The sequence below is a fragment of the Pseudosulfitobacter koreensis genome (genome assembly GCF_024733015.1).
Classification (GTDB): Bacteria; Pseudomonadota; Alphaproteobacteria; order Rhodobacterales; family Rhodobacteraceae; genus Pseudosulfitobacter; species Pseudosulfitobacter koreensis.
Genome location: NZ_JANKJG010000005.1, coordinates 176,261 through 200,691 on the forward strand (window position 1 = coordinate 176,261; position 24,431 = coordinate 200,691).

A 24,431-nucleotide genomic window follows, 5' to 3' on the forward strand; every position below is an offset into this window, starting at 1 on the left:
CTCTCAGATGGCGGAGCTGTGCGCGACCTGCCCTGCCCGGTAGCGGTCGATATGGCTGGCCATGATCCGCACCAGCGGGGCAAAGCCCGCGCGCAGTTGCATCCCCGCGCCCTGTTGAAAGCAGGCATCGGGATATTCCGCGACCAGTGCCGCGACCGCTTGGGATATCGCGGCGGTCTGGTCGGGAAATTCAGCCGCCAGCACTTCGGCGTCAATGGCAAAGCTGCACATCAACTGCTCGATCATCCGTGCGGTCAGCCGGTCCTGATCCGTCAGCAGATGGCCGCGCGCACCTGCCAGATGGCCCTGCCCGATCGCTGTGGTATAGCCCGCCGTCGCCGACTGGTTCTGCACATAACCTTGGGGGAATTGCGAGATCGCAGATGCCCCGAGCCCGATCAGAACCTCGGCGCGGTCGTCGGTATAGCCCTGAAAATTGCGCCGCAGATTGCCCGTAAGGCACGCCTGCGCCAGACTGTCGCCGGGACGCGCAAAATGGTCGATGCCGATGGGTTTGAACCCGTCCAGACAGAGCATCTGCCGCGCCATTTCCGTCAGGCCAAAGCGCACCTCGGGCGTGGGCAGCGCGTCGCCGTCGATCATCACCTGCCGCTTCGACATCCACGGCACATGCGCGTACCCATAAAGCGCCAGCCGGTCCGGTTGCAGCGCCAGCACCTGCTCCAGCGTGTCGACCAGCGTTGTCTGTGTCTGATGCGGCAACCCGTAGAGCAGGTCCATGTTCAGACTATGGACCTTGGCCGCACGCAATATCTCGATGCACTCATGGGTCTGGGCGTATGTCTGCACCCGCCCGATGGCCTCCTGCACCTTCGGGTCAAAATCCTGCACCCCGATGCTTGCACGGTTCATGCCCTGGGCCGCGAGGGTTTCCAGCAGGTCCGGGGCAGCCTCTGTCGGGTCGATCTCGACCGAGAATTCGAACCCTTCGGCGCGCTGGAATGTGTCGAAAACCCGCGTCAGCAGGCGCGTCATGGTCTGCGACGACAGAATCGTCGGCGTGCCGCCGCCCAGATGCAGCCGCGCCATACGCACGTCCGCTGGCAGATGCCGTGCCACCAGCGCGATCTCTTGCAACAGCACCTCGACATAGGCATCGACGGGGCGCAGCGTCTTGGTGCCCTGGGTCCGGCAGGCGCAGAACCAACACAGCCGCTTGCAAAACGGGATATGGATATAAAGCGAGATGTTCGTTCCGGGCTGGACCGCGCCCAGCCAATCGGCGTGATAAAGCGCGCCAGTGTCCGGCCCGAAGTGGTTGGCGGGCGGATAGCTGGTGTATCGCGGGGCGGTCGCGTCAAAAAGACCATAGCGGCGGAGTTGATCAATCTGTTCCATCACGCTACCGTTACGTGAAAATATCCTCCTCCTCTTTGACACAGATCAAGCTATGAGCATCGACCTTCTGACGCGCCCGAAATGCAGCGAGTGCCCGATCCGGCACCGTGCCGTCTGCTCGCGCTGTGACGAGGACGAATTGCTGCAACTCGAAGTGATCAAGTCCTACAAGAGCTTTGCCGCAGGCGACCAGATCATGTGGCGCGGCGACGAGCTGACCTATGTGGCGTCGGTGGTCAAAGGGGTCGCTACACTCAGCAAGACGATGGAAGATGGGCGCGTGCAGATGGTCGGCCTGTTGCTGCCGTCGGATTTCATCGGCAGGCCTGACAGACGGACGATAGACTTTGACGTGGTCGCAGCCACCGACGTCACCCTGTGCTGTTTCGCGCGCAAGCCATTCGACAAGCTGCTGGACACCGTGCCGCACGTCTCGCAGCGGCTGATGGAAATCGCATTGGACGAGTTGGACGCCGCACGCGACTGGATGGTCCTTCTGGGCCGCAAGACGGCCCGCGAAAAGATTGCGACTTTCGTCGAGATGATGGTGCGCCGTCAGCACGTGGGCGGGCTGGGGCTGGACAAGCATCCACTGGTTCTGCCCCTGACCCGCGACGAAATCTCGAACTACCTGGGGCTGACGCTGGAGACCGTCAGCCGCCAGCTCAACGCGCTGAAAAAAGAGGGCGTGCTGCGCTTCAACGACCGGCGCAGGTTCGAAGTCATTGATATGCAAGCGCTTCATGCCGCAACAGGCGATGATGCCGACGGCGGCGTTCTGTCCTGAAAACCTGATCTGGATCAAAGCAGCGGTTGTCGGGGTGCTGTTTACTCCTTGTGAACTCACAAGGAGCATCGAGCGATGTACACCAACATTCTGATCCCCGTCCTTCTTGGCGAAAGCCGTGACAACCAGACTGCATTCAAGGCCGCCAAGGCGCTTGCAAGCGAAGGCGCGCAGATCACCCTGCTGCACGTGATCGAGACCGTCCCGGTCTATGGGTCCGAATATTTTCCGCCCGATTTCATCACCACCGCACGTGACACCGTGCAGACCGCGCTGGATGACATGGTCGCTACCCTGCCCGGTTCGCGCGCTGCCATCGCCGAAGGCAAGGCCGGCAACCGCATCTGCCGCTGGGCCGAAGAGAACGGCTGCGACTGCATCGTCGTCGCCTCTCACCGGCCCGCACTCTCGGATTTCTTCCTCGGCTCGGTCGCCCATCATGTTGTCGGACACGCCGCCTGCGCGGTGCATGTGGTGCGCTGACCCCACGAACTGATCGCGCAAAGTTGACTCAGATCAAAGTAAGCGCGCCCCGCCAGGGCTATCCAGACCCTGCGAACAGAACCGCAAGCCCGCACAAGGCGCTTGCGTAAAAGAAGGTGCCATATGGAATATATCAAGTTGATCGCACTGGGGCTGGTGGCCCTGGTCTCTGCGATGGGGGCGAATTTTGCCCATGACCTTGCCTATCAGGTGCACGCTGTCATCATCATGGTGGTGGCGGCAGGCATGTTTGTCTGGGTGCTGCGGGGCATCGACGAGCCGCGCGAGGTGCACGACGTCTCTGGCTATTCGGACGGGGTGATCCGCGCGGGCGTCATCGCCACCGCGTTCTGGGGGCTGGCCGGATTTCTGGTGGGCACCTTCATCGCCTTTCAACTGGCATTCCCGGTCCTGAACTTCGACTGGGCGCAACCCTTCACCAACTTCGGACGGCTGCGGCCGCTGCACACCTCGGCGGTGATCTTCGCCTTCGGGGGCAACGCGCTGATCTGCACGTCGTTCTATGTGGTACAGCGCACCAGTGCTGCGCGTCTGTTCGGCGGCAATCTGGCGTGGTTCGTGTTCTGGGGCTATCAGCTCTTCATCGTGCTGGCTGCGACCGGCTACGTGCTGGGCGCGACCCAGTCCAAGGAATACGCCGAACCCGAATGGTACGTCGACATCTGGCTGACCATCGTCTGGGTCGCCTATCTGGTCGTGTTCCTGGGCACCATCTTCATGCGCCGCGAGAAACACATCTACGTGGCGAACTGGTTCTACCTGAGCTTCATCATCACCGTCGCGATGCTGCATATCGTCAACAATCTGTCGATCCCCGTCAGCTTCTGGGGCAGCAAATCGGTGCAGGTGTTCGCAGGCGTACAGGATGCGATGACCCAGTGGTGGTACGGCCACAACGCCGTGGGCTTCTTCCTGACGGCGGGCTTCCTGGGCATGATGTACTACTTCGTGCCGAAACAGGCCGAACGTCCGATCTATTCCTATAAACTCAGCATCATCCACTTCTGGGCGCTGATCTTCCTTTATATCTGGGCGGGTCCACACCACCTGCACTACACCGCCCTGCCCGACTGGGCGGCGACCCTTGGCATGGTGTTCTCGATCGTGCTCTGGATGCCCAGCTGGGGTGGCATGATCAACGGTCTGATGACGCTGCAAGGCGCCTGGGACAAGCTGCGGACCGATCCCATCATGCGGATGTTCGTGATCTCGCTGGGCTTTTACGGCATGTCCACCTTCGAGGGTCCGATGATGTCGATCCGCGCGGTGAACTCGCTGTCGCACTACACCGATTGGACCATCGGTCACGTCCACTCCGGCGCATTGGGCTGGAACGGCATGATCACCTTCGGCGCGCTTTACTTCCTGACACCGCGTCTTTGGGGCCGTGCGCAGATGCATTCGATGTCGGCGATCAACTGGCATTTCTGGTTGGCGACCATCGGCATCGTTCTCTACGCGTCCTCGATGTGGGTGACCGGCATCATGGAAGGTTTGATGTGGCGCGAAGTCGATGACCAGGGGTTCCTCGTCAACACCTTCGCCGACACCGTGGCCGCGAAATTCCCGATGTATGTGGTGCGCGGTCTGGGTGGGGTTCTGTACCTGACCGGCGGGATCATCATGTGCTGGAACATGTGGATGACAGTCCGTGGCGGTGCCAAGCACAGCGCCCCGGTCGGCGTCCCGGCAGAATAAGAGAGACAGGCAAATGGCTGATAATGAAAAAGTAACCGACAGCGAAAAAGACCCGAAGGTCTCGACTGTCTCCGATCTGCCGAACGAGGTTCCCAACGAACTTCCGCATCACACCGCGCTGATCAACCGCCACGCGATCCTCGAGAGAAGCCCGACGCTGCTGCTGATCTTCTCGCTGCTGGTCGTGACCATCGGTGGCATCGTCGAGATCGCGCCGCTGTTCTGGCTGGAAAACACCATCGAGGAAGTCGAAGGCGTGCGCCCCTATTCACCGCTGGAGCTGACCGGGCGCGAGATCTACGTGCGCGAGGGCTGCTATGTCTGTCACAGCCAGATGATCCGTCCGATGCGCGACGAGGTGGAACGCTACGGCCACTATTCGCTGGCGGCGGAATCCATGTACGACCACCCGTTTCAGTGGGGGTCCAAGCGTACGGGGCCGGACCTTGCACGAGTGGGTGGCCGGTATTCCGACACCTGGCACGTCGATCACCTGAGCGATCCGCAATCGGTCGTGCCGGAATCGATCATGCCCAAGTACGCATTTCTTTCCGACACGGACATCCAGCCGACCCATATCGAAGCGCTGGTAAGCACGCACCGCTTCGTCGGCGTCCCCTACACCGACGAGATGATCGAGAATGCGGTGTCCGATTTCCGAGTGCAGGCCAATCCCGATGCCGACTACGACGGCCTGCTGGAGCGCTACCCCGGTGCGGCGGTGTCCAACTTTGACGGCCAGCCGCAGCTGACCGAAATGGATGCGCTGATCGCCTATCTGCAGGTGCTCGGCACCATGGTCGACTTCTCGACCTTCACCCCAGACGCCAGCCGATAGGAGGCTTTGATGGACACCTATTCCTTCCTTCGACAACTTGCCGACAGCTGGGTGCTTCTGGCGATGTTCGGATTTTTCGTGGCCGTGATCCTCTGGGCCTTCCGCCCCGGTGGCGGCGCGACCTACGACAGCATCGCAAACATACCGCTGCGCGACGACGCGACCCTGCGCGACACCCGCAGCCCCACCGAGAAAGGAGCGACCGATGACTGAGCGCAAGACCGACGACGTCACCGGCGTCGAAACCACCGGCCACAGCTGGGACGGCATCGAAGAGTTGAACAACCCGCTGCCACGCTGGTGGCTGTGGACCCTGTACCTGACGATCATCTGGGGCATCGGCTATACCATCGCCTATCCGGCCTGGCCGATGATCTCGGGTGCCACCTCGGGCGTGCTGGGCTGGTCGACGCGGGCCAATGTCGCCGCGGAAATCACCGAGCACGAGGGGCGCAATGCCGAACTGGTGGCGCAACTGGTCGCGGTCGACATGCCCGCCCTGCCCCAGGACCCCGACCTGAACCGCTATGCCATCGCGCGCGGTGGTGCTGTCTTCCGCTCGAACTGCTCGCAGTGCCATGGATCGGGGGCCGCTGGTGCCAAAGGCTATCCCAACCTGCTGGACGACGATTGGCTTTGGGGCGGCGACATCGACACGATCATGTACACCGTGCGCCACGGCATCCGTAACACCATCGACGCCGACGCACATTATTCCGAGATGCCCGCCTTTGGCGACATCCTGGAACCTGCGGACATCGACGCGGTGGTCGAGCATGTGGTGTCGCTGTCGAGCCCGACGTTCGACGCGGCCCTCGCCGAAGCGGGTGCGGTGGTCTTTGCCGACAACTGCGCGGCCTGCCACGGCGAGGCCGCGCAGGGCGACCGCACGATGGGCGCCCCCAACCTCGCCGACGCCATCTGGCTTTATGGTGGCGACCGCGAGACCCTGCACAATACGGTTGAAATGTCGCGCTTCGGCGTCATGCCCCCTTGGGGCCCGCGCCTGAAAGAGGCCGACATCCGCGCCGTTTCCGCCTACGTTCATAGCCTTGGAGGAGGCGAATAAGGCGGAAAAAGACTGCCCCTCGGGGCAGTCCACTCCGAAGCGGCCCTGTTCGCACATTGCGCCGCTTCGGAGATGTTCTTGATGCAGATCAAGGCGACCTGGCCCGACCTGGCCTAGACAGGCGATGCGAACAGGATCAACAGACATGACAACTCAGCCAGACAAACCTCTCTATGCCGCACGCACGCCGATTTTTCCGCGTCGCGTGAACGGGTTCTTCCGCCGTTTCAAATGGTGGATCATGGCCGTCACGCTCGGCATCTACTATCTCACGCCCTGGCTGCGCTGGGACCGTGGCGCCAGCCTGCCCGACCAGGCGGTGCTGATCGACCTTGCCAACCGCCGCTTCTATTTCCTGTGGATCGAGATCTGGCCGCACGAGTTCTACTTCGTCGCCGGATTGCTGATCATGGCGGGACTGGGGCTGTTCCTCTTCACCTCGGCCCTGGGCCGGGTCTGGTGCGGCTATACCTGCCCACAGACCGTCTGGACCGATCTGTTCCTGCTGGTCGAACGCTGGATCGAGGGCGACCGCAACGCGCGCCTGCGCCTGCACAAGGCCAAATGGGACCTGCACAAGTGGCGGCTGCGCGTCACCAAATGGGTGGTCTGGCTGCTGATCGCCGTGGCCACCGGCGGCGCCTGGGTGTTCTATTTTACCGACGCGCCCACCTTGCTGCGCGATCTGCTGACGCTCGACGCGCATCCGGCGGCCTATGTCACCATCGCGATCCTGACCGCGACGACCTTCATCTTCGGCGGCTTCCTGCGCGAACAGGTCTGCATCTACATGTGCCCCTGGCCGCGCATCCAGGCCGCGATGATGGACCCCGACACGATTACCGTCGCCTACCGCGACTGGCGCGGAGAGCCGCGCGGCAAAGGCAACGTGAAGAACCGCAAGGCCGCCGAAGCCGAACGCGCCGCGATCGAGGCACAGGCCGCAGGGGCAGGCTCTGCCTTTTATGCCGGCACGCCCTATCCGGGTCAGAAAACGCCACCCTCCACCCCGCTGACGATGGCGACCACCAACGAGAAGGGCGACTGCATCGACTGCATGGCCTGTGTCAACGTCTGCCCGATGGGCATCGACATCCGCAAGGGTCAACAGATGGAGTGCATCACCTGCGCGCTGTGCATCGACGCCTGCGACGACGTGATGGCAAAGATCGGCAAGCCGCGCGGGTTGATCGACTATCTGGCACTCTCGGACGAACCCGCCGAACGTGCCGGTGCCGCACCGAAACCGCTTTGGCGGCACGTGATGCGCCCGCGCACCATCCTTTACACCGCTTTGTGGCTGCTGGTCGGCTTGGGTCTGCTCTATGCGCTCTTCATCCGCTCCGAGATCGAGCTGACGGTCAGCCCGGTGCGCAATCCGACCTACGTGGTGCTGTCGGACGGCGACGTGCGCAACATCTACGATGTGCGCCTGCGCAACAAATCAGGCGAAGACAGGATTTTCCGCATGAACCTCAGCAGCGAAGACATCCTGCGCATCGACCTCGAGGGCAAGGACACGCTGAACGTGCCCGTGCCCGCCGACACCACCGTGCTGCAAAGGGTCTACGTGACCGCGCGCGCCGGTGATCCGGCGGCCACCGGCGACACGACCGACCTGCGCCTGTGGGTCGAGGATCTCTCGGCGCAAGTGCGCGCCTCCAAGGCCACAACATTCAACGGAAGGGGCGCAGAATGATACGCGAACTCAAGGGCTGGCATGTACTCTCGGGCTTTGTCGGAGCGTTCGGCATCATCATCACGGTGAACCTGACGCTGGCCTACAACGCCGTCGCGACCTTTCCGGGGCTGGAAGTGCGCAATTCCTACGTCGCCTCGCAAAGCTTTGACGTGGACCGCGCCGCACAGGAATCGCTGGGCTGGAACGTCAGCGCCGAAGTCACCGAAGACACCTTGCGCCTGTTTGTCCATCAGGCGGGTCAGGCCATCGCACCGACCGTGGAAGAGGCCACCTTTGGCCGCGCCACCAGCGTCGCCGCCGATCAAAAGCCGGACTTTGTCTTTGATGGCGCAGCCTTCGTCGCTCCTGTGACCGCTGGCCCCGGCAACTGGAACCTGCGCGTGAAACTGCGCGCCCCAGACGGCACGTTGTTCCAGCAGCGCGTGATCGTCACGCACGTGGCATCATGACCACGCTCTCGGCATGTCCTGCCTGTGCCGCGGCACCGCTGGCCGAACGTGTGGCTGCACCGCGGGTCGCGCAGCCCGACATCATCCTGTCGCTGCCCACGATCCACTGCGCGGGCTGCATCGCGGGAGTCGAGCGGTCCTTGCGCACCCTGCCGGGGGTCAAGGCTGCGCGCGTGAACCTGTCGCTGAAGCGGGTCAACGTGCAGACAGAAACGCTCACCGATGCCCAACTGGTGACCCGTCTGCGCGATGCGGGCTTTGAAGCACATCCGCTGGACCGCAGCGTTCTCGACACCGGAAAGGATGCCGAAGGTCAGCGTCTGCTGGTCAAACTCGCGGTCGCCGGTTTCGCGATGATGAACGTGATGCTGTTCTCTGTCGCGATCTGGTCTGGCGCATCCGATTCCACCCGCGAATTGTTCCACATGATTTCAGCGGCGATTTCGCTGCCTGCCGTGCTGTTTTGCGGCCAGCCCTTCTTTGCAAACGCCTGGAGCGCGCTGCGGGTGCGCCGCCTGAACATGGATGTGCCGATTTCGCTCGCCATCCTGCTGGCCGCGGGCATGTCGCTCTACGAGGTGTTGAACCACGGCCACCACGCCTATTTCGACGCGGCGCTCTCGCTGACGTTCTTCCTGCTGGTCGGGCGCTATCTCGACCACCGCAGCCGCCGTGCCGCGCATTCCGCCGCCCGCGATCTGGCTGCATTGGAAGTGCACAGCGCCCTGAGACTGACCAAAGACAGCGCTCAATCCGTCCCGGTCAGCGATCTGCGCGTCGGCGATTTGGTTCTCATCCCCACCGGCGTACGTGTGCCAGTCGACGGCACGCTGATCAGCCTCGAGGCCACGACTGACCGCGCCTTCCTGACCGGGGAGAGCGCCGCAGTGCGCAGCCTGATGGGCGCCGAAGTGCAGGCGGGCGAGATCAACCTGGGCGCACCGTTCAAGGTGCAGGCGACTGCCGTGGGCGCGGACACCACCCTGCGCCGGGTCGCGGCCATGGTCGAGATGGCCGAGAACAGCCGCAACAGCTATACCGCGCTTGCGGACCGCGCGGCGGCGATCTATGCGCCGGCCGTGCACCTGCTGGCGCTTTTTGCCTTCATCGGCTGGGCGGTCATCGGCGGCGACATCCGGCAGGCGCTGAACGTGGCCGTGGCCGTGCTGATCATCACCTGCCCCTGTGCGCTGGGTCTGGCCGTGCCTGCGGTCTCGACCGCCGCCATCGCGCGGCTCTACGGCAAGGGGTTCCTGGTCAAATCCGGCACCGCTCTGGAACGGTTGGCCGAAACCGACACCGTCATGTTCGACAAGACCGGCACGCTGACCGTACCTGCCTCCAAGGCCGTCGCGGACTTGTTGACCCCCCGCCAGCAGGCCGTCGCCCGCGCCTTGGCCCAAAGCTCGACCCATCCGGTGTCGCGCGCCGTTCTGGCGGCCCTGCCTGCGGGCGAACCTGCCACGCTGAGCGGCATCGTCGAGGTCGCGGGGCGCGGCGTCGAGGGACTGGGCACCGAAGGTCTGGTGCAACTGGGCAGCGGCGCCTGGCTGGGGGCGGAATTCGAAGGCCCCGGCCTGCGCATCGGCTGCGCCCCCGCCATCGCCCTGCCCCTGACCGAAACCCTGCGCGCCGGTGCGCAGACCGCCATCGACGGGCTTCGCGCCCAAGGGCTGCACCCCGGCATCATCAGCGGCGACCGCGCGTCTGCCGTAACCCCGCTGGCCGATACGCTGGGTGTTGCAGACCACAGGTCGGGCATCACGGCGACCGAGAAACACACGCAACTTCAGACGCTTGCCAAGCAAGGCCACCGCGTCATGATGGTGGGCGACGGGCTGAACGACGCCGCAGCCCTTGCCGCCGCACATGCATCCGTGGCCCCGTCGTCCGCGCTGGACGCCGCGCGCAATGCCGCCGATATCGTGATCCTGAACGACAGCCTGGCCGATCTGCCGCTTCTGATGTCTGTCGCCCGCGCCGCCACCCGCCTGTCGAAACAGAACTTTGCCATCGCAGCACTTTACAACGTCATTGCGGTGCCTGTAGCCCTTGCCGGGATGGCGACACCGCTGCTGGCAGCAATTGCAATGTCGGTTTCGTCGATCACGGTTCTGGCCAACGCCATGCGCATCCGGAGGGTTAAATGAACATTCTTCTGATCCTGATCCCCGTCTCGATCATTATGGGCGCCCTCGGCCTATGTGCGTTTCTGTGGACGGTGCGCAGCGGACAATACGACGATGACGCGGGCACATCCGCACGGATCCTGATGGACGATGACGACAACCAGCCGGGTCGGAATTAGACTCGTGGCACCTCAATCTGTGTAAACCGACGCGTCTCAGCGCGCGCAATCGCAGATTGCAACCTGCGTCAGGTCCACTAGGCTGCCCCCCTGAGGCGCACACCATCAACAGAACCGGGTCACATGAGCGAAGAAGACGAACGCAGCACCAAACAGGCAATCGTCCGCGGGTTCATGCTGCGGTGCCCCTCCTGCGGCGTCGGAAAAACGCTTCACTCCTACCTGAAGGTGAAGGACAAATGCAGTCACTGCGGCATCGACCTTACTCATGCACGCACTGACGACGGCCCGGCCTATTTCACCCTGATGGCAGTCGTTGCAATCATCTTTCCGATGTTTGCAATAATCTACGCCAATTATGACCCAAGCCCGCTGGTTGTGGCACTGTCCCTGATGGGCGCGGCCACCGGTCTGGCGCTCTGGCTTTTGCCGCGCGTGAAGGGTGTGTTCATCGGCCTGCAATGGGCCGCGCGACTATACGGGTTCTGAATCCGCAAGACACGAGGCCTTGCAGAGCCACCCCCTAGCCCCTGGCCAACGCCACCTGCTCCGCGATCAGATCCTTGTAAAACGCGCGAATGCGGTGAAACACCGGCCCCGCATTGCCGCCACCGATTACCCGTCCGTCAATCTCGAACACCGGTGTCTGCGCGCCGAAAGTGCCGGTCAGAAACGCCTCGTCCGCGCCATAGGTGTCCACCAGCGAAAAGTTCCGCTCGTAGACCGGGATCGCGTTTTCACGGCACAGGTCGATCACCTTTTGCCGGGTGATGCCGTTCATGCAGTAGTCCCCCGTCGAGGTCCAAACCGCCCCCTTGCGCACGATGAAGAAGTTGCAGGCGTTGGTGGTGTTCACAAACCCGAACGGGTCCAGCATCAGCGCCTCGTCGGCCCCGGCCCGGATCGCATGGTTCAGCGCGATGATGCAGTTCAGTTTCGAATGCGAGTTCAGCTTGGCATCCTGCGTCAGCGGCAGCCCGCGATGATGTGGCACCGTGTGCAGGCGGATACCGCGCTGCACCATGCTCTCGTCGGGTTTTGAGTGTTCCGCGATGATCACGATGGTGCTGCCCCAGATGCTCAGGTGTGGATGCTGGAACGGTTTGCGCTTGCGCCCGCGCGTGACCATCACCCGCAGGTGCACGTCGGTGTGCATGTCGTTGGCGCGCAATGTATCGCGGATCGCTGCCGTCAACTGGTCGCGGTCCATCCCGATATCCAGATCCAGATACAACGCCGCCTCATAAAGCCGGTCCAGATGCGCATCCAGAAAGCTGAGCACGCCGTCATAAAGCCGCAGACCCTCCCAGATGCCGTCGCCCAGCATGAAACCACTGTCGTAGACCGACACCTTGGCGTCGTCGCGGTGCACGATATCGCCGTCGACGTAGATCTTGATATGGTCGTTGCGGTCATCTGCGGCGGCGTCGTGGGTCGATACGTGGTCGGGGTCTGTCATCGGGGGCATCCTTTTCGCATTCGGGCCCAAAAGAGCGATGCAAAGGTCTATGGTCAAGCGCTGATCGCTGCGGCAGGATGGCGGCATGACTGAAGATTACATCGAGATTTCAAACGGCACCCTGCGCGCGCGGCTCTTGGCCCACGGGGCGCGGCTTGGCGGGCTTTGGCACGGAACAGACACGCGCAGCGTGGTGCTGGGCTGGGCCGAAGGGTCCGACGGCACCTATATGGGTGCGCTGGTCGGTCCGGTCGCCAACCGGGTCACGGACGCCGCCATCGACATCGACGGCACCCGCTGGCAGATGCAGCGCAACGAAGGGGCCAATTGCCTGCACAGTGGCGATGATGGCCTGCACGCCCGCACATGGGAGGTGACCGAGCACAGCGAAACCGCGGTGACATTTTCGCTGACCCTGCAGCACGGCGATTGCGGCCTGCCCGGCCTGCGGCAGATCTCGGCGCGCTATACGCTGCAGGATACATCGCTGCGGCTGGACATCGACGCCGCCACCGACCGCACGACGGTGATGAACATCGCCCACCACCCCTATTGGAACCTCGCGGGCGACGGTGACATCCGCGACCACGAACTGCTGGTCTTTGCCGACACATACCTGCCGATCATGCCCGACAAACTGCCCATCGGAACGCAAGCGCCGGTCGAGGAACTCGGGCTGACCGCCCGCGCGCCGACACTGTTGCGCGACGCCGCGCCGCTGGATCATAACCTCTGTCTGGCCGGTGCGCGCAGCGATGCACTGCGCACCGCCGCGCGGCTGACCGGCCCGAACGGGATGCAATTGACCATCGCAACCACCGAACCGGGCTTGCAGGTCTATGACGGATCGCTTTTGACCGCTGCCACCGGACGGACCCACCTGGGCGCGCAGACGGGCCCCTTCGCGGCCATGGCGCTGGAGCCGCAGGGGTGGCCGGACGCACCGCACCATGACGGTTTTCTGCCGATTGTGCTGAAACCCGCCGAAGCGTACCGCCAAAGCACAATCTACACGCTGGAGCCGTCACAAATACCTTGATTTTGCCTCAATTTCGGCATCAGAGCTTTCGGGCGGGCGTGCATATTGGTCCGCATCGGTCCCACATCCTGTCGCCCCCCGGCAGGTCCGGCCCCAAGCAAAAAGGTACGACCATGTTTCAGCCCGAGCAGCACCAGCCCAAACCATCCGTATCCGCGCAAGGCAGCCAGCCGCAGGCGGCCAAACCCCAACCCGTCATCACGGATTACGCCAGCCTCTGAGCAGCCTCTGAGCAACCCATGAAGGGAACCGGAACCTTGGGTTCGACGTTGCATCGGTAACGTGAACACAAGAACGGAGCCCTGACATGGACCTGCTACGCATCCTGATCGCCATCCTTCTGCCGCCCCTTGGCGTCTTCCTGCAGGAAGGTTTCGGCAAACATTTCTGGCTGAACATCCTGCTGACCATTCTGGGCTATATCCCCGGCATCGTCCACGCGGTCTATATCATCGCCCGCAGCCCACGCCATGCCTGAACGCAGCCGTGCCGAACAGCTCGATCATCTTGATCGCGTGGCACAGCAGATGGACCGCGCCTTTCGCGTGCCGCTGATCGGCGTGCGCGTCGGCTTTGACAGCATCATGGGCCTCGTGCCCGGTGTCGGGGATTTGCTGGCGCTGGGGCCTGCGGGCTATATCGTGCTGCAGGGGCGGCGCATGGGCGCGCCCAACCGTCTGGTGGCGCGGATGGGGTTCAACATCGGCGTCGACGCGCTGATCGGGTCGATCCCGCTGGTCGGTGACATCTTTGACGTCGGCTGGAAGGCGAACACACGCAACACCAAGCTGCTGCGCGAACACTTCGCCGCACAAGAGGTCGTGCGGCAACTCTGAGCCGGAATGCAATACGGGCCAGTGCTATTCGCGCCGGCCCGTTCAATTTCCCCAGGGCCGAAGCCCCGTGAAGATGGCTTAGCCCACCAGTTCCAGACCCGAGAAGAAATACGCGATTTCCACTGCGGCTGTCTCAGGCGCGTCCGAACCGTGAACCGAGTTTTCGCCAACGCTTTCGGCAAATTCGGCGCGGATGGTGCCCGCGGCTGCGTCTGCGGGGTTGGTCGCACCCATGACTTCGCGGTTTTTCGCGATTGCGCCTTCGCCTTCCAGCACTTGCGCGACGATGGGCGCGGACGCCATGAACTCGCACAACTCGTCATAGAACGGACGCTCGGAGTGCACCGAATAGAACTCGCCCGCTTGCGCCTTGGTCAGGTGAATGCGCTTTTGCGCGACAATGCGCAGGCCCGCTTCTTCGAACTTGGCGTTGATCGCGCCGGTCAGGTTGCGGCGTGTTGCGTCGGGCTTGATGATCGAGAATGTGCGCTCAAGGGCCATGATAGTGCTCCAGATGTTCGGGCACCACACCCTGCGGCCCCCGTGAATTGAAATCGCGGCTCGGATAGCATGGGGTTTCACGCTTGAAAAGCGGCGATTGACGGCGTCGCCGCATTGCGGCACACCGCGTCCATGTTGCGCATATCAGATATATCCTATTCCATCGCCGGTCGCCCCTTGCTTGAAGGGGCCTCTGCAGTCATTCCCGACGGTCACAAGGTGGGCCTGATCGGGGCCAACGGCACGGGCAAGACCACCCTGTTCAAGCTGATCCGCCGCGAGCTGGTTCTTGAGGGCGGCAGCATCACCCTGCCGACCAAGGCGCGTATCGGCGGTGTGGCACAAGAGGTTCCCGCCTCGTCCACATCGCTGCTCGACACGGTTCTGGCCGCCGACACCGAACGTGCCGAGCTGATGGCCGACGACAGCACCGACCCCGCCCGCATCGCCGAAATTCAGACGCGTCTCGCCGACATCGACGCATGGTCCGCCGAAGCACGCGCCGCCACAATCCTCAAGGGGCTGGGCTTCGACGATGCCGAACAGCTCAAACCCTGTTCCGACTTCTCTGGCGGCTGGCGGATGCGCGTGGCGCTTGCCGCCGTGCTGTTCTCGCAGCCCGACCTGTTGCTGCTCGATGAGCCGACCAACTATCTCGACCTTGAAGGGGCGCTGTGGCTCGAGGCCTATCTGGCGAAATACCCTCACACGGTCATCATCATCAGCCACGACCGGGGCCTGTTGAACCGTGCAGTGGGCGCGATCCTGCATCTGGAAGAGCGCCAGCTGACCTATTACTCCGGCCCCTACGACCAGTTCGCGCGCCAGCGTGCCGAACGCCGCGCCGTACAGGCCGCGATGGCTAAGAAGCAACAGGCGCGCCGCGAGCACATGCAAAGCTTTGTGGACCGTTTCAAGGCCAAGGCCTCCAAGGCGAAACAGGCGCAATCGCGTCTGAAGATGATCGAAAAGATGGACATGATCGCGGCCCCCGAAGAGGCAGCCAAACGCGTGTTCACCTTTCCCGAGCCCGAAGAGCTGTCGCCGCCCATCATCAATATCGAAGGTGGTACAACGGGTTACGGCGACACGGTGATCCTGTCCAAGCTGAACCTGCGCATAGATCAGGACGACCGCATCGCCCTGCTGGGCAAGAACGGTCAGGGCAAGTCGACCCTGTCGAAACTGCTGTCCGACCGCCTGCCGCTGATGTCGGGCAAGGCGACACGCTCGACCAAGCTGCGCATCGGTTATTTCGCCCAGCACCAGGTCGACGAGCTGCACATCGACGAGACGCCGCTGCAACACCTGCAGACCATGCGCCCCGGTGTGATGCAGTCGAAACTGCGCGCCAATCTTGCGGGCTTCGGGCTTGGCCCCGATCAGGCCGACACCGCCGTGGGCCGTCTTTCGGGCGGCCAGAAGGCACGTCTGTCACTGCTGTTGGCCACCATCGACGCGCCGCATCTTCTGATCCTCGACGAGCCGACCAACCACCTCGATATCGAATCCCGCGAGGCGCTGGTCGAGGCGCTGACCGCCTATACCGGGGCGGTGATCCTGGTCAGCCACGACATGCACCTGCTGGGTCTGGTCGCCGACCGGCTGTGGCTGGTGTCGGACGGCACCGTGCGCCCCTATGACGACGATCTGGAAAGCTATCGCAAGATGCTGCTGTCGGCGGACAAACCGGCCAAGCCCGCCAAACCGCAGGAACCCAAAGTCAAGCGCGCCAGCCGCGAACAGGTGCTGGAACTGCGCGCCGAGGCCCGCAAATCCGAAGCACGCGTGGACAAATTGAACGAGATGCGCGACAAACTGGCCAAGAAACTGGCCGATCCCGCGCTCTACGAAGACACCAAGACCGGCGAGGCCGAAGTCTGGCAGAAGAAATACGCCGAAGTGATGAATGCGCTCGACCGTGCCGAAGCGATGTGGATGGCGTCACTGGAAAAGCTGGAACGCGCCGAAGCAGTCTGATCGCTGTCAGGGTCGCAAAAGGCCCCCAAAACACGCCCCTTCGGAGACCACGATGATCGACACCGCCTTCCTGATCACCGCATTCGTCACCATGTTCGTGGTGATCGACCCGCTGGGGATGGCACCGCTGTTCGTGGCACTGACCCAAGGCATGACCAACCACCAGCGTCGCAGCATCGCGGTGCGCGCCTGCGTGACGGGGTTTCTGGTGCTGGTGGCCTTTGCCCTGGTCGGCGAGAAACTTCTTGGGTTTATCGGCATTTCCATGCCCGCATTTCGCGTTGCGGGCGGGATACTCCTGTTCATCACCGCCCTCGACATGCTGTTCGAGCGTCGCACGAAACGGCGCGAGGATACGTCCGAAGCCCCCGGCGACGACCCGTCGGTGTTTCCGCTGGCGATCCCGCTGATCGCGGGCCCCGGTGCCATCGCCTCGGTGATCCTGCTGACCGGTCAGCAACCGGGGTTTGCGGGTCTGGGCATCGTGATCGGCATCACGCTGGCGGTTCTGCTGGTGGTCTTCGTGCTGTTTCTTGCCTCCGGCCTGCTTGAGCGTGCCTTGGGCAAGACCGGCATCACCGTGGTCACGCGACTGCTTGGCATGTTGCTTGCCGCGCTGTCGGTGCAGTTCGTGCTGGACGGGTTGCGCGCCTTCAGTTTCTACGAAGGTCTTGGTTAACCCGCGCGGCTGCCTATATTCCTCGCATGGATACATTCGACACGGGCCGCCTGATCTATCTCGTTCTGCTTCTGGTGATGGTCGTCGCCTGGGGCTTTGCCGCGCGGCGCCAATCAATGAACAAGACGTTGCAATATGCCGCCGTCTGGGGGCTGATCATCGTGGGCGCGATCGCCGCCGTTGGCCTTTGGGACGACATCACCCGCGCCTCGATGCCCTACCGCGCCAGCGTGGTGGGTGAAAACGCGGTGTCCGTTCCGCGCAGCCCCGATGGCCACTATTACGTCAGCCTGGATATCAACGACACCAACATCCCCTTCGTTGTGGACACGGGTGCAACCGACATCGTGCTCAGCCAACGTGACGCGCGACGTGCAGGCATCGACCCGGAAACGCTGAACTATATCGGTCGCGCGCGCACCGCCAACGGCGAGGTCGCATTGGCCCCGGTACGGCTGGACCGCGTGGCGCTTGGCCCGATCGAGGACCGCAACGTGCCCGCGGTGGTCAACGCAGGAGAGATGGACGGATCGCTTCTGGGGATGGGATACCTGCAGCACTTCGGCACCATCTCGATCAGCCAGGACACGCTGACCCTTACACGCTAAGCCGTTCAGGTTTCGGCCTTTTTCTCCCAGCGACCGGATTCTTCGGACCAGTATTGCGCTGACACCCCTGCGTTTTTCAGCGCCTTCCACTGGCCCCGCGCGGTGTCCAGCGCCTGCGGGTCCATGCCATCGAACAGGATGCAGACCCGTTCCATCGCCGCGACCTCGTCGGCGCTGACCTGTGCGCCGTCGATGGACATCACGCAGGTCGCTCCGTTTGGACAATCGGCATCGGTGGTCAGCAGGATCGGCTGCGCTGCATCATGCGCCCCACCGGCCACGCCATGCGCCACGAACCCGTCGCCCTGCCACAGCCGGCTGTCCAGCTGCGCCATGCGCGACATCTGAACCCCGCGCACGGCGACACGCCAACCAGCACCTCGGGCCTTGCCCAGCAGCATGGTCAGCGTGTCCTCCATCGACCGCTGCGTCAGATGATAAAAATACGCAGCCCCCATCACCTATTTGCTCTCGAACTTGTCCGCGACCAACCGGTTCAGCGCAGCCACGCCCCATCCGGTCGCGCCCTTGGGTGCCAGCATCGTGTCGGATTTGACCGAAGCGACCCCGGCGATGTCGAGGTGGATCCAAGGCGTGCCGTCCTTCACGAACCGTTTGAGGAACTGCGCCGCGGTGATCGAGCCCGCAGGCCGTCCGCCCACGTTCTTCATGTCGGCGATGCGGCTTTTCAGCTGATCGTCATAGGCCTTGCCCAGCGGCATCCGCCACGCACCTTCGTGCTCGGTCTGTGCGGACTTCAGGAAGGCATTGCACAGATCGTCGTCGTTGGAAAACACGCCCGCGTTCTCGTGCCCCAGACCGACGATGATCGCACCGGTCAGCGTTGCCAGATCAATCATGCCCGCCGGTTTGAACCGCTCCTGCGCGTACCACATCACGTCGCACAGCACGAGCCGCCCCTCGGCGTCGGTGTTGATCACCTCGATGGTGTCGCCCTTCATCGAGGTCACCACGTCGCCGGGACGCACCGCGTTGCCCGATGGCATGTTCTCGACCAGACCGACCAGCCCGACCACGTTCGCCTTCGCCTTGCGCAGCGCAAGTGCGCGCATCACGCCCGAGACGACGCCCGCACCGCCCATGTCCATTGTCATGTCTTCCATGCCGGCACCGGGTTTCAGGCTGATGCCGCCGGTGTCGAACACCACGCCCTTGCCGACCAGGGCCAGCGGCGCATCGCCCTCGGTGCCGCCATTCCAGTGCATGACAACAACCTTGGACGGGCTGTCAGACCCCTGCCCAACGCACAAAAGTGCTCCCATTCTGAGGCTTGCAAGCTGCTCCTCATCCAGAACCTCAACTGTCAGCCCGATGTCTTCCATCGCTTTCAGACGGTCCGCAAATTCGGTGGTGGTCAGCACGTTCGCGGGCTCATTGATCAGGTCGCGGGTAAAGAAAGCACCCTCTGCCACGGCCATCAAGGGTGCTGCTGCGGCTGCGGCCTCTTCGTGCTTGGTGCACATGATCCGCACGGACCCTTTGGCGGGTGTCGCGTCGGTCTTGTGGGCGTTGAACCCATAGTCGCGCATCGCCAGACCAAAGCCCAGTTCGGCCATGTGGTTGATGTTGCCCATGGCGATCAGCATGTCGGCGGTGCCACGAACCTTGGCCAATGCCGCCCCGGCCTTGCGCGCCTCTTCGGTCGATGCGCGGCGCGGCAGGCACACGACGTCGACCGCGTCGGCGGCCATGTTGGCGGGGACGGATATGCTGACCAGCCCACCCGGTTTGAAATCGGCGAAGTCCTTGCTTGCCGCCAGCCGCACCATCCGTTCCAGCGCGCCGCGGGTCAGCTTGTTGATGCGCCGCGCGGCGGCGTCCATCTTGCCGTCTGGGGAAAGCACGATGGCGACGCGCCCCTCGGCGGTGGCCAGGGCGTCGATGTCCAGTGCCTCGAAGGTGATTTTGGTCATCGGTGTCGGTTTGGCGGGCATGGGGCATCCTTTCGCGGGATTGTTTTGAGATTTCGGTTTTCCAACTGTTAGCGTGCAGGTGCCGTCATGGCCAGAGCGACCGATACCCGCCGATGCTCCAAGTGCCTGCGCCGAGCCGCCTGTGCCTGATAGTGGGCGGATTTACCGGTTTCCCACCGCGATGCCATGGGCTAAGTTGCCGCCAGTCTTGCACGTCAATGCGCAACCTTGGGGGGGTATGTGGCCAGATTCGACAGGTACATGCTGTCGCAGTTTCTGCTGTTGTTCGGCTTTTTCTCACTGGTGCTGGTCGCGGTGTTCTGGATCAACCGTGCGGTGGTCCTGTTCGACCGGCTGATCGGCGACGGCCAGACCGCATTGGTGTTTCTCGAATTCACCTCGCTGAGCCTGCCCAAGCTGATCGTGACGGTGCTGCCAATCGCCACATTTGCCGCATCGGTCTACGTGACCAACCGGCTGTCGGGCGAATCCGAACTGGTGGTCATGCAGGCCACCGGCACGGGGCCCTGGCGCATGGCACGGCCTGTGCTCGCCTACGGGTTGATAGTGGCGGCGATGATGACCCTGCTGGCGCATGTGCTGGTGCCTGCGGCCCAGGGCCAGCTGAGCATCCGCGAGGCCGAGATTTCGCGCAACGTCACCTCGCGCCTGCTGACCGAAGGCACGTTCCTGTCGCCCGCAGCGCAGGTCACCTTTTACACCCGCGCGATCGGCGAGGACGGTGTGCTGCGCGATGTGTTCTTGTCGGACCGGCGCAACCCCGAGCAGCGCGTGATCTACACCGCCGCCGAAGCCTATCTGGTGCGCAATGACGCGGGCACCACGCTGATCATGGTCGACGGGCTCGCGCAGCGGCTGAACATTGCAGACAACCGGCTGTCGACCGCAAAGTTCGTTGATTTCTCGTTCGACATCTCCCGGCTGGTCAGCAGCGACACCCAGGTCACGGGCTCGATCCGCAACATGAACACGCTGGCGCTGCTGACAGATTGGGACCGCATCTCGGACGAGACCGGCGCGCGCCACGGCGATATCGCCGAAGAGGTTCACAACCGCTTTGCCCAGCCGCTGTTCTGCATCGTGGCCGCACTGATCGGGTTTTCGACGCTGATGATCGGCGGCTATTCCCGCTTCGGCGTCTGGCGCGAGGCGGTGATCGCCTTTGGCCTGCTGATCGGCATCGACGGGCTGCGCAGCACCTTTGCGCAGATGGTGCTGGAGGATGCGGCCCTGTGGCCGATGATGTACCTGCCCTCGTTGATCGGGCTGGTGCTGGTCATCGGAATGCTGACATGGGCAGCCTACCCCGGCCTGCTGCGCCGACGCAGGCCCCGCATGGCGGAGGCCACATGATCCTGCACTTCTACTTTGCCCGCCGCTTTGCCATGGCGTTCCTGATGCTGACGGGCGTGTTCTTTGCGCTGATCGCACTGGTCGATCTGATCGAGCAGACCCGCCGATTTGCTGACTACGACGTGAGCTTTGCCAACCGCATCGGTCTGACGCTGCTGCACACGCCTGAAACCATCAACGAGATCCTGCCGCTGATCATGATCCTCGCAACCGTGGTGCTGTTCATCGGGCTGGCGCGCAGCTCCGAGCTGGTGGTGACCCGCGCCGCAGGGCGTTCCGCAATAAACGCGCTTTTGGCCCCAGTGGCGGTGGCACTGGTCATCGGCGCGCTGGCGGTGACCATGCTGGGGCCGATCGTGGCCTCGACGACCAAGCGCTATGCGGTGTTGTCGGACAGCTATCGCAACAACGGACAGGCCACGGTTCTGGTCTCGGGCGACGGTGTCTGGCTGCGTCAGGGCGGTGCCGACGGGCAGACGGTGATCCGCGCCGCCCGCTCGAACGCCGACGCCTCGGTTCTATATGACGTGACGTTTCTGGAATATGCGCCGCTTGGCGGCCCGCAGCGCCGGATCGAGGCGGACAGCGCCGCATTGGGCAACGGAGCCTGGGCGCTGCGCGCGGCAAAGGTCTGGCCGCTGGCCGACGCCGTGAACCCCGAAGCCAGCGCCGAGACATATACGATGCTGCAGGTGCCCTCGACCCTGACTTTGGAACGTATCCGTGACAGCCTGGGCACCCTGGGCGGCGTGTCGATCTGGGACATGCCCGACTATATCAGACAGCTGGAACAGGCGGGCTTTTCCGCGCGGCATCAGATCGTCTGGTTCCAGTCCGAACTGGCGCGGCCCGCGTTCCTGATGGCGATGGTTCTTGTTGCCGCTGCCTTCACCATGCGGCATACCCGGTTCGGGGGCACCGGAACGGCGGTGCTGGCAGCAGTGCTTTTGGGGTTCGGTTTGTATTTCATTCGCAGTTTCGCACAGATTCTCGGCGAGAACGGGCAGATCCCGGTGGCCTTGGCCGCCTGGGCACCGCCCGCCGCCGCGATCTTTCTGGCGCTTGGGCTGTTGCTTCATGCCGAGGACGGCTGAGGTGGTGCGCACGCTCTCCCATATCCTGCGGCCCCATATCCTGCTGGCCGCCGCCCTGATGGCCACGCCGCTTGCCGCACAGAACCGCGCAGTGCCACCGCAGCCCGTGGCGGGCCAGCAACAGACCCCTGCGGTGCTGGTGGCCGACGACGTGATCGTGACCCGCGACCGGGTGCTGACCGCGCGCGGCAATGTCGAGGCCTATCACGGCACCACCCGCCTGCGCGCCTCCGCGATCAGCTATGACGAAAAGACCGGCGTGCTGGACATCACCGGCCCGATCACAATCGAGGACGGCGACGACGTGGTGATCGTCGCCGATCAGGCTGAACTCAGCCGCAACCTGCAAGACGGTCTTCTGGTCGGTGCGCGCATGGTCCTGAACCAGCAGTTGCAACTGGCCGCGGTCGAGATGAACCGCGTCGGCGGGCGCTATACCCAACTGTATAAAACTGCCGTAACCTCGTGCCATGTCTGCGACGATGGCCGCCCGCCCCTGTGGCAGATCCGTGCCCGCCGCGTGGTGCACGACAAGCAGGCGCAGCAGCTGTATTTCGACGACGCGCAGTTTCGCATCGGCAATGTGCCCGTGTTCTATATCCCACGCCTGCGCCTGCCCGATCCGACGCTGGAGCGTGCTTCGGGCTTTTTGATCCCGTCCCTGTCCAGCGATACGCAGCTGGGCACTGGCATCAAGGTTCCATACTTCATCAAGCTCGGCGATCACCGCGACCTGACCCTGACGCCCTATCTGACGGGGCGCACCAAGACGCTGGAATTCCGCTATCGTCAGGCGTTCCGCAACGGGCGCATCTCATTTCTGGGGGCGCTGTCCGACGACGAGCTGCAACCGAGCGACACCCGTGGCTATCTGTTCGGGAACGGCCGGTTCGATCTGCGCCGCGACTTTGTGCTGACCTTCAACATCGAAACCACGACCGACACCGCCTATCTCACCGACTACGGCTATTCCGGCAAGGACCGCCTGGAAAGCGCGGTCGAGCTGGCGCGGGTCCGGCGCGATGAATACATCAGCTTTCGGTACACAAATTTCCGCAGCCTGCGCGACAGCGAAGACAACGACACCATCCCGACCAACGTGCTGAACGCGACGTTCGAGCGACGCCATTTCCCGCGCGCCTTCGGCGGCGAGCTGCGTTTCACCGGCAACGCCCACGCGCATTACCGCAATTCCGACGTGGACACCGATGCCAACCTCGATGGCATCGTGGACGGGCGCGATGTGCAACGCATCAATGTCGAAGCCGAATGGCTGCGCAGCTGGACCCTGGTAGGCGGCGTGCGCGCCGAAGCCTCATTGGGCATAGAAGCGGATGCGTTCACAGTGGCGCAGGACGCGTTCTTTCCCGACAGCGACGCAGGGCTGACACCGCAGGCGCAACTGGTTCTGCGCTATCCGCTGGTGCGCCACGGGGCCGATGGATCGACGCAACTGCTGGAACCGCTCTTGCAGGTCGGCTTTATCGGCGGCAGCGATCTGGACGTGCCCAACGACGAAAGCACACGGGTCGAATTCGACGAGGGCAACCTGCTGACGCTCTCGCGCTTTCCGCGCCCCGACCGCCGCGAGCGCGGTGCGGTGGCGGCCTACGGCGTGAACTGGTCACGCTTTGACCCCGCCGGATGGGAGGCCCGCGTGACACTGGGACAGGTGGTGCGCCGTCAGGCAGCGCTGGACTATTCCGACACCTCGGGCCTGTCGGGCACGACGTCGGACATCCTCTTTGCGGGACAGTTGAAAAACCGCAACGGGCTGGCGGTGACGGGGCGGACGGTCTTCAACGACGGGTTCGACGTGGCCAAGGCCGAGCTGCGCGGTGACTGGATCGGCCAGCGCGCGACCGTCGGCGGCAGCTATGTCTGGCTGGGCGAAGACCCCGCCGAAGACCGCGCCATCGCGGTCTCCGAGCTGACGCTGGCCAGCAGCTATGACCTGAACCAGAATTGGACCGCCGCCGCCAACTGGCGCTATGATCTGGCCGACAACCGGTCCGCCTATGCGGGTGCGGGCCTGACGTACAACAACGAATGTGTGTCGGCGAGATTCTCCGTCAGCCGGCGGTATAGTTCCTCGACAAGTATTGAGCCCTCGACCAATCTGGGCTTTACAGTGTCCCTGCGGGGCTTCTCGGTCTCGCAAGGAACCGAAAAATACGTTAGATCATGCGGAAAGCAGGCGAAATGAGCGGGAA

General features: G+C 63.4%; 25 protein-coding genes. 20 read left to right on the forward strand and 5 right to left on the reverse strand.

Features of this window, described 5'->3' with window-relative positions; genetic code table 11:
* Positions 1-3: 3 nt before the first annotated feature.
* Positions 4-1,359: an oxygen-independent coproporphyrinogen III oxidase gene (hemN, locus tag NTA49_RS09170; protein ID WP_258294427.1), complete on the reverse strand. Its 1,356-nt coding sequence runs from the start codon at positions 1,357-1,359 to the stop codon at positions 4-6.
* Between the two features lie 52 nt (positions 1,360-1,411).
* Here hemN and fnrL point away from each other — a divergent pair, with 52 nt between their 5' ends.
* The 11 genes from fnrL to NTA49_RS09225 all read left to right on the forward strand — a co-directional run bounded on the left by fnrL (position 1,412) and on the right by NTA49_RS09225 (position 11,203).
* On the forward strand, positions 1,412-2,146 hold the full coding sequence (gene fnrL / locus NTA49_RS09175) for a transcriptional regulator FnrL (protein ID WP_258294428.1): 735 nt from the start codon (positions 1,412-1,414) through the stop codon (positions 2,144-2,146).
* Between the two features lie 75 nt (positions 2,147-2,221).
* Positions 2,222-2,629, forward strand: coding sequence for a universal stress protein (locus tag NTA49_RS09180; RefSeq protein ID WP_258294429.1), 408 nt, complete (start codon positions 2,222-2,224; stop codon positions 2,627-2,629).
* 123 nt (positions 2,630-2,752) lie between these two features.
* Positions 2,753-4,348 carry a cytochrome-c oxidase, cbb3-type subunit I gene (ccoN, locus tag NTA49_RS09185; protein WP_261368226.1) on the forward strand — a complete coding sequence of 532 codons (1,596 nt, stop codon included), beginning with the start codon at positions 2,753-2,755 and terminating at the stop codon, positions 4,346-4,348.
* Positions 4,349-4,361: 13 nt separating this feature from the next.
* Positions 4,362-5,186 (forward strand): cytochrome-c oxidase, cbb3-type subunit II, encoded by an 825-nt coding sequence (gene ccoO / locus NTA49_RS09190; RefSeq protein ID WP_258294430.1) that lies wholly within the window; start codon positions 4,362-4,364, stop codon positions 5,184-5,186.
* A gap of 9 nt (positions 5,187-5,195) precedes the next feature.
* A complete protein-coding gene (locus NTA49_RS09195) occupies positions 5,196-5,399 on the forward strand; it encodes a cbb3-type cytochrome c oxidase subunit 3 (protein WP_258294431.1) in 204 nt (67 codons plus the stop codon).
* Positions 5,392-6,255, forward strand: a complete 864-nt coding sequence (gene ccoP / locus NTA49_RS09200; protein WP_258294434.1) for a cytochrome-c oxidase, cbb3-type subunit III — start codon at positions 5,392-5,394, stop codon at positions 6,253-6,255. The genes NTA49_RS09195 and ccoP overlap by 8 nt, the downstream gene beginning before the upstream one ends.
* A 145-nt stretch (positions 6,256-6,400) precedes the next feature.
* A complete protein-coding gene (ccoG, locus tag NTA49_RS09205; protein WP_258294436.1) occupies positions 6,401-7,954 on the forward strand; it encodes a cytochrome c oxidase accessory protein CcoG in 1,554 nt (517 codons plus the stop codon).
* A complete protein-coding gene (locus tag NTA49_RS09210; protein WP_258294437.1) occupies positions 7,951-8,406 on the forward strand; it encodes a FixH family protein in 456 nt (151 codons plus the stop codon). Before ccoG ends, NTA49_RS09210 begins: the two co-directional genes overlap by 4 nt.
* A complete protein-coding gene (locus NTA49_RS09215; RefSeq protein ID WP_258294438.1) occupies positions 8,403-10,556 on the forward strand; it encodes a heavy metal translocating P-type ATPase in 2,154 nt (717 codons plus the stop codon). The genes NTA49_RS09210 and NTA49_RS09215 overlap by 4 nt, the downstream gene beginning before the upstream one ends.
* Entirely contained in the window at positions 10,553-10,714 is a 162-nt protein-coding gene (gene ccoS, locus NTA49_RS09220) for a cbb3-type cytochrome oxidase assembly protein CcoS (RefSeq protein ID WP_258294439.1), read from the forward strand. The genes NTA49_RS09215 and ccoS overlap by 4 nt, the downstream gene beginning before the upstream one ends.
* 123 nt (positions 10,715-10,837) lie before the next feature.
* The gene (locus tag NTA49_RS09225) at positions 10,838-11,203 is read left to right on the forward strand and encodes a DUF983 domain-containing protein (protein WP_258294440.1); all 366 of its coding nucleotides are present in this window, start codon (positions 10,838-10,840) and stop codon (positions 11,201-11,203) included.
* A gap of 34 nt (positions 11,204-11,237) precedes the next feature.
* Here the strand turns inward: NTA49_RS09225 and NTA49_RS09230 are convergent, their stop codons facing one another.
* Positions 11,238-12,173, reverse strand: a complete 936-nt coding sequence (locus tag NTA49_RS09230; RefSeq protein WP_258294442.1) for an aminotransferase class IV — start codon at positions 12,171-12,173, stop codon at positions 11,238-11,240.
* Positions 12,174-12,258: 85 nt separating this feature from the next.
* Between NTA49_RS09230 and NTA49_RS09235 the strand changes: the two genes are divergently transcribed.
* The 3 genes from NTA49_RS09235 to NTA49_RS09245 all read left to right on the forward strand — a co-directional run bounded on the left by NTA49_RS09235 (position 12,259) and on the right by NTA49_RS09245 (position 14,048).
* A complete protein-coding gene (locus NTA49_RS09235; RefSeq protein WP_258294443.1) occupies positions 12,259-13,212 on the forward strand; it encodes an aldose epimerase family protein in 954 nt (317 codons plus the stop codon).
* Between the two features lie 307 nt (positions 13,213-13,519).
* Complete coding sequence (locus NTA49_RS09240) at positions 13,520-13,690, forward strand: YqaE/Pmp3 family membrane protein (protein WP_258294444.1); 171 nt, start codon at positions 13,520-13,522, stop codon at positions 13,688-13,690.
* Positions 13,683-14,048, forward strand: a complete 366-nt coding sequence (locus tag NTA49_RS09245; RefSeq protein ID WP_258294445.1) for a DUF4112 domain-containing protein — start codon at positions 13,683-13,685, stop codon at positions 14,046-14,048. The genes NTA49_RS09240 and NTA49_RS09245 overlap by 8 nt, the downstream gene beginning before the upstream one ends.
* 78 nt (positions 14,049-14,126) lie before the next feature.
* On the opposite strand, the gene ndk is transcribed toward NTA49_RS09245, so the two are convergent.
* Entirely contained in the window at positions 14,127-14,549 is a 423-nt protein-coding gene (gene ndk / locus NTA49_RS09250) for a nucleoside-diphosphate kinase (protein WP_258294446.1), read from the reverse strand.
* 132 nt (positions 14,550-14,681) lie between these two features.
* Here ndk and NTA49_RS09255 point away from each other — a divergent pair, with 132 nt between their 5' ends.
* Genes NTA49_RS09255 through NTA49_RS09265 form a run of 3 tightly spaced genes read left to right on the forward strand, consistent with a single transcriptional unit; the run spans position 14,682 to position 17,816 of the window.
* Positions 14,682-16,529: an ABC-F family ATP-binding cassette domain-containing protein gene (locus NTA49_RS09255; RefSeq protein ID WP_258294447.1), complete on the forward strand. Its 1,848-nt coding sequence runs from the start codon at positions 14,682-14,684 to the stop codon at positions 16,527-16,529.
* Between the two features lie 52 nt (positions 16,530-16,581).
* Positions 16,582-17,208, forward strand: coding sequence for a MarC family protein (locus tag NTA49_RS09260; protein WP_258294450.1), 627 nt, complete (start codon positions 16,582-16,584; stop codon positions 17,206-17,208).
* A 26-nt stretch (positions 17,209-17,234) separates the two neighbouring features.
* A complete protein-coding gene (locus NTA49_RS09265; RefSeq protein ID WP_258294451.1) occupies positions 17,235-17,816 on the forward strand; it encodes a retropepsin-like aspartic protease family protein in 582 nt (193 codons plus the stop codon).
* A gap of 5 nt (positions 17,817-17,821) precedes the next feature.
* Here NTA49_RS09265 and NTA49_RS09270 read toward each other — a convergent pair whose 3' ends face one another.
* On the reverse strand, positions 17,822-18,274 hold the full coding sequence (locus NTA49_RS09270) for a DNA polymerase III subunit chi (protein WP_258294452.1): 453 nt from the start codon (positions 18,272-18,274) through the stop codon (positions 17,822-17,824).
* A gap of 3 nt (positions 18,275-18,277) precedes the next feature.
* On the reverse strand, positions 18,278-19,771 hold the full coding sequence (locus NTA49_RS09275; protein WP_258294453.1) for a leucyl aminopeptidase: 1,494 nt from the start codon (positions 19,769-19,771) through the stop codon (positions 18,278-18,280).
* Between the two features lie 219 nt (positions 19,772-19,990).
* Here NTA49_RS09275 and lptF point away from each other — a divergent pair, with 219 nt between their 5' ends.
* From lptF to NTA49_RS09290, 3 genes are read left to right on the forward strand one after another with little or no spacing between them, the layout of a single operon-like run.
* On the forward strand, positions 19,991-21,124 hold the full coding sequence (gene lptF / locus NTA49_RS09280) for an LPS export ABC transporter permease LptF (protein ID WP_332844283.1): 1,134 nt from the start codon (positions 19,991-19,993) through the stop codon (positions 21,122-21,124).
* Entirely contained in the window at positions 21,121-22,218 is a 1,098-nt protein-coding gene (gene lptG, locus NTA49_RS09285; protein WP_258294455.1) for an LPS export ABC transporter permease LptG, read from the forward strand. Before lptF ends, lptG begins: the two co-directional genes overlap by 4 nt.
* On the forward strand, positions 22,202-24,424 hold the full coding sequence (locus NTA49_RS09290; RefSeq protein ID WP_258294456.1) for an LPS-assembly protein LptD: 2,223 nt from the start codon (positions 22,202-22,204) through the stop codon (positions 24,422-24,424). The genes lptG and NTA49_RS09290 overlap by 17 nt, the downstream gene beginning before the upstream one ends.
* Positions 24,425-24,431 lie beyond the last annotated feature (7 nt).

What these genes read in the sequence shown, in the direction of transcription:
- hemN (WP_258294427.1), bottom strand. Translation starts at nt 1,359, where the DNA reads ATGGAACAGATTGATCAACTCCGCCGCTATGGTCTTTTTGACGCGACC.
- fnrL (WP_258294428.1), top strand. Translation starts at nt 1,412, where the DNA reads ATGAGCATCGACCTTCTGACGCGCCCGAAATGCAGCGAGTGCCCGATC.
- NTA49_RS09180 (WP_258294429.1), top strand. Translation starts at nt 2,222, where the DNA reads ATGTACACCAACATTCTGATCCCCGTCCTTCTTGGCGAAAGCCGTGAC.
- ccoN (WP_261368226.1), top strand. Translation starts at nt 2,753, where the DNA reads ATGGAATATATCAAGTTGATCGCACTGGGGCTGGTGGCCCTGGTCTCT.
- ccoO (WP_258294430.1), top strand. Translation starts at nt 4,362, where the DNA reads ATGGCTGATAATGAAAAAGTAACCGACAGCGAAAAAGACCCGAAGGTC.
- NTA49_RS09195 (WP_258294431.1), top strand. Translation starts at nt 5,196, where the DNA reads ATGGACACCTATTCCTTCCTTCGACAACTTGCCGACAGCTGGGTGCTT.
- ccoP (WP_258294434.1), top strand. Translation starts at nt 5,392, where the DNA reads ATGACTGAGCGCAAGACCGACGACGTCACCGGCGTCGAAACCACCGGC.
- ccoG (WP_258294436.1), top strand. Translation starts at nt 6,401, where the DNA reads ATGACAACTCAGCCAGACAAACCTCTCTATGCCGCACGCACGCCGATT.
- NTA49_RS09210 (WP_258294437.1), top strand. Translation starts at nt 7,951, where the DNA reads ATGATACGCGAACTCAAGGGCTGGCATGTACTCTCGGGCTTTGTCGGA.
- NTA49_RS09215 (WP_258294438.1), top strand. Translation starts at nt 8,403, where the DNA reads ATGACCACGCTCTCGGCATGTCCTGCCTGTGCCGCGGCACCGCTGGCC.
- ccoS (WP_258294439.1), top strand. Translation starts at nt 10,553, where the DNA reads ATGAACATTCTTCTGATCCTGATCCCCGTCTCGATCATTATGGGCGCC.
- NTA49_RS09225 (WP_258294440.1), top strand. Translation starts at nt 10,838, where the DNA reads ATGAGCGAAGAAGACGAACGCAGCACCAAACAGGCAATCGTCCGCGGG.
- NTA49_RS09230 (WP_258294442.1), bottom strand. Translation starts at nt 12,173, where the DNA reads ATGACAGACCCCGACCACGTATCGACCCACGACGCCGCCGCAGATGAC.
- NTA49_RS09235 (WP_258294443.1), top strand. Translation starts at nt 12,259, where the DNA reads ATGACTGAAGATTACATCGAGATTTCAAACGGCACCCTGCGCGCGCGG.
- NTA49_RS09240 (WP_258294444.1), top strand. Translation starts at nt 13,520, where the DNA reads ATGGACCTGCTACGCATCCTGATCGCCATCCTTCTGCCGCCCCTTGGC.
- NTA49_RS09245 (WP_258294445.1), top strand. Translation starts at nt 13,683, where the DNA reads ATGCCTGAACGCAGCCGTGCCGAACAGCTCGATCATCTTGATCGCGTG.
- ndk (WP_258294446.1), bottom strand. Translation starts at nt 14,549, where the DNA reads ATGGCCCTTGAGCGCACATTCTCGATCATCAAGCCCGACGCAACACGC.
- NTA49_RS09255 (WP_258294447.1), top strand. Translation starts at nt 14,682, where the DNA reads ATGTTGCGCATATCAGATATATCCTATTCCATCGCCGGTCGCCCCTTG.
- NTA49_RS09260 (WP_258294450.1), top strand. Translation starts at nt 16,582, where the DNA reads ATGATCGACACCGCCTTCCTGATCACCGCATTCGTCACCATGTTCGTG.
- NTA49_RS09265 (WP_258294451.1), top strand. Translation starts at nt 17,235, where the DNA reads ATGGATACATTCGACACGGGCCGCCTGATCTATCTCGTTCTGCTTCTG.
- NTA49_RS09270 (WP_258294452.1), bottom strand. Translation starts at nt 18,274, where the DNA reads ATGGGGGCTGCGTATTTTTATCATCTGACGCAGCGGTCGATGGAGGAC.
- NTA49_RS09275 (WP_258294453.1), bottom strand. Translation starts at nt 19,771, where the DNA reads ATGCCCGCCAAACCGACACCGATGACCAAAATCACCTTCGAGGCACTG.
- lptG (WP_258294455.1), top strand. Translation starts at nt 21,121, where the DNA reads ATGATCCTGCACTTCTACTTTGCCCGCCGCTTTGCCATGGCGTTCCTG.
- NTA49_RS09290 (WP_258294456.1), top strand. Translation starts at nt 22,202, where the DNA reads ATGCCGAGGACGGCTGAGGTGGTGCGCACGCTCTCCCATATCCTGCGG.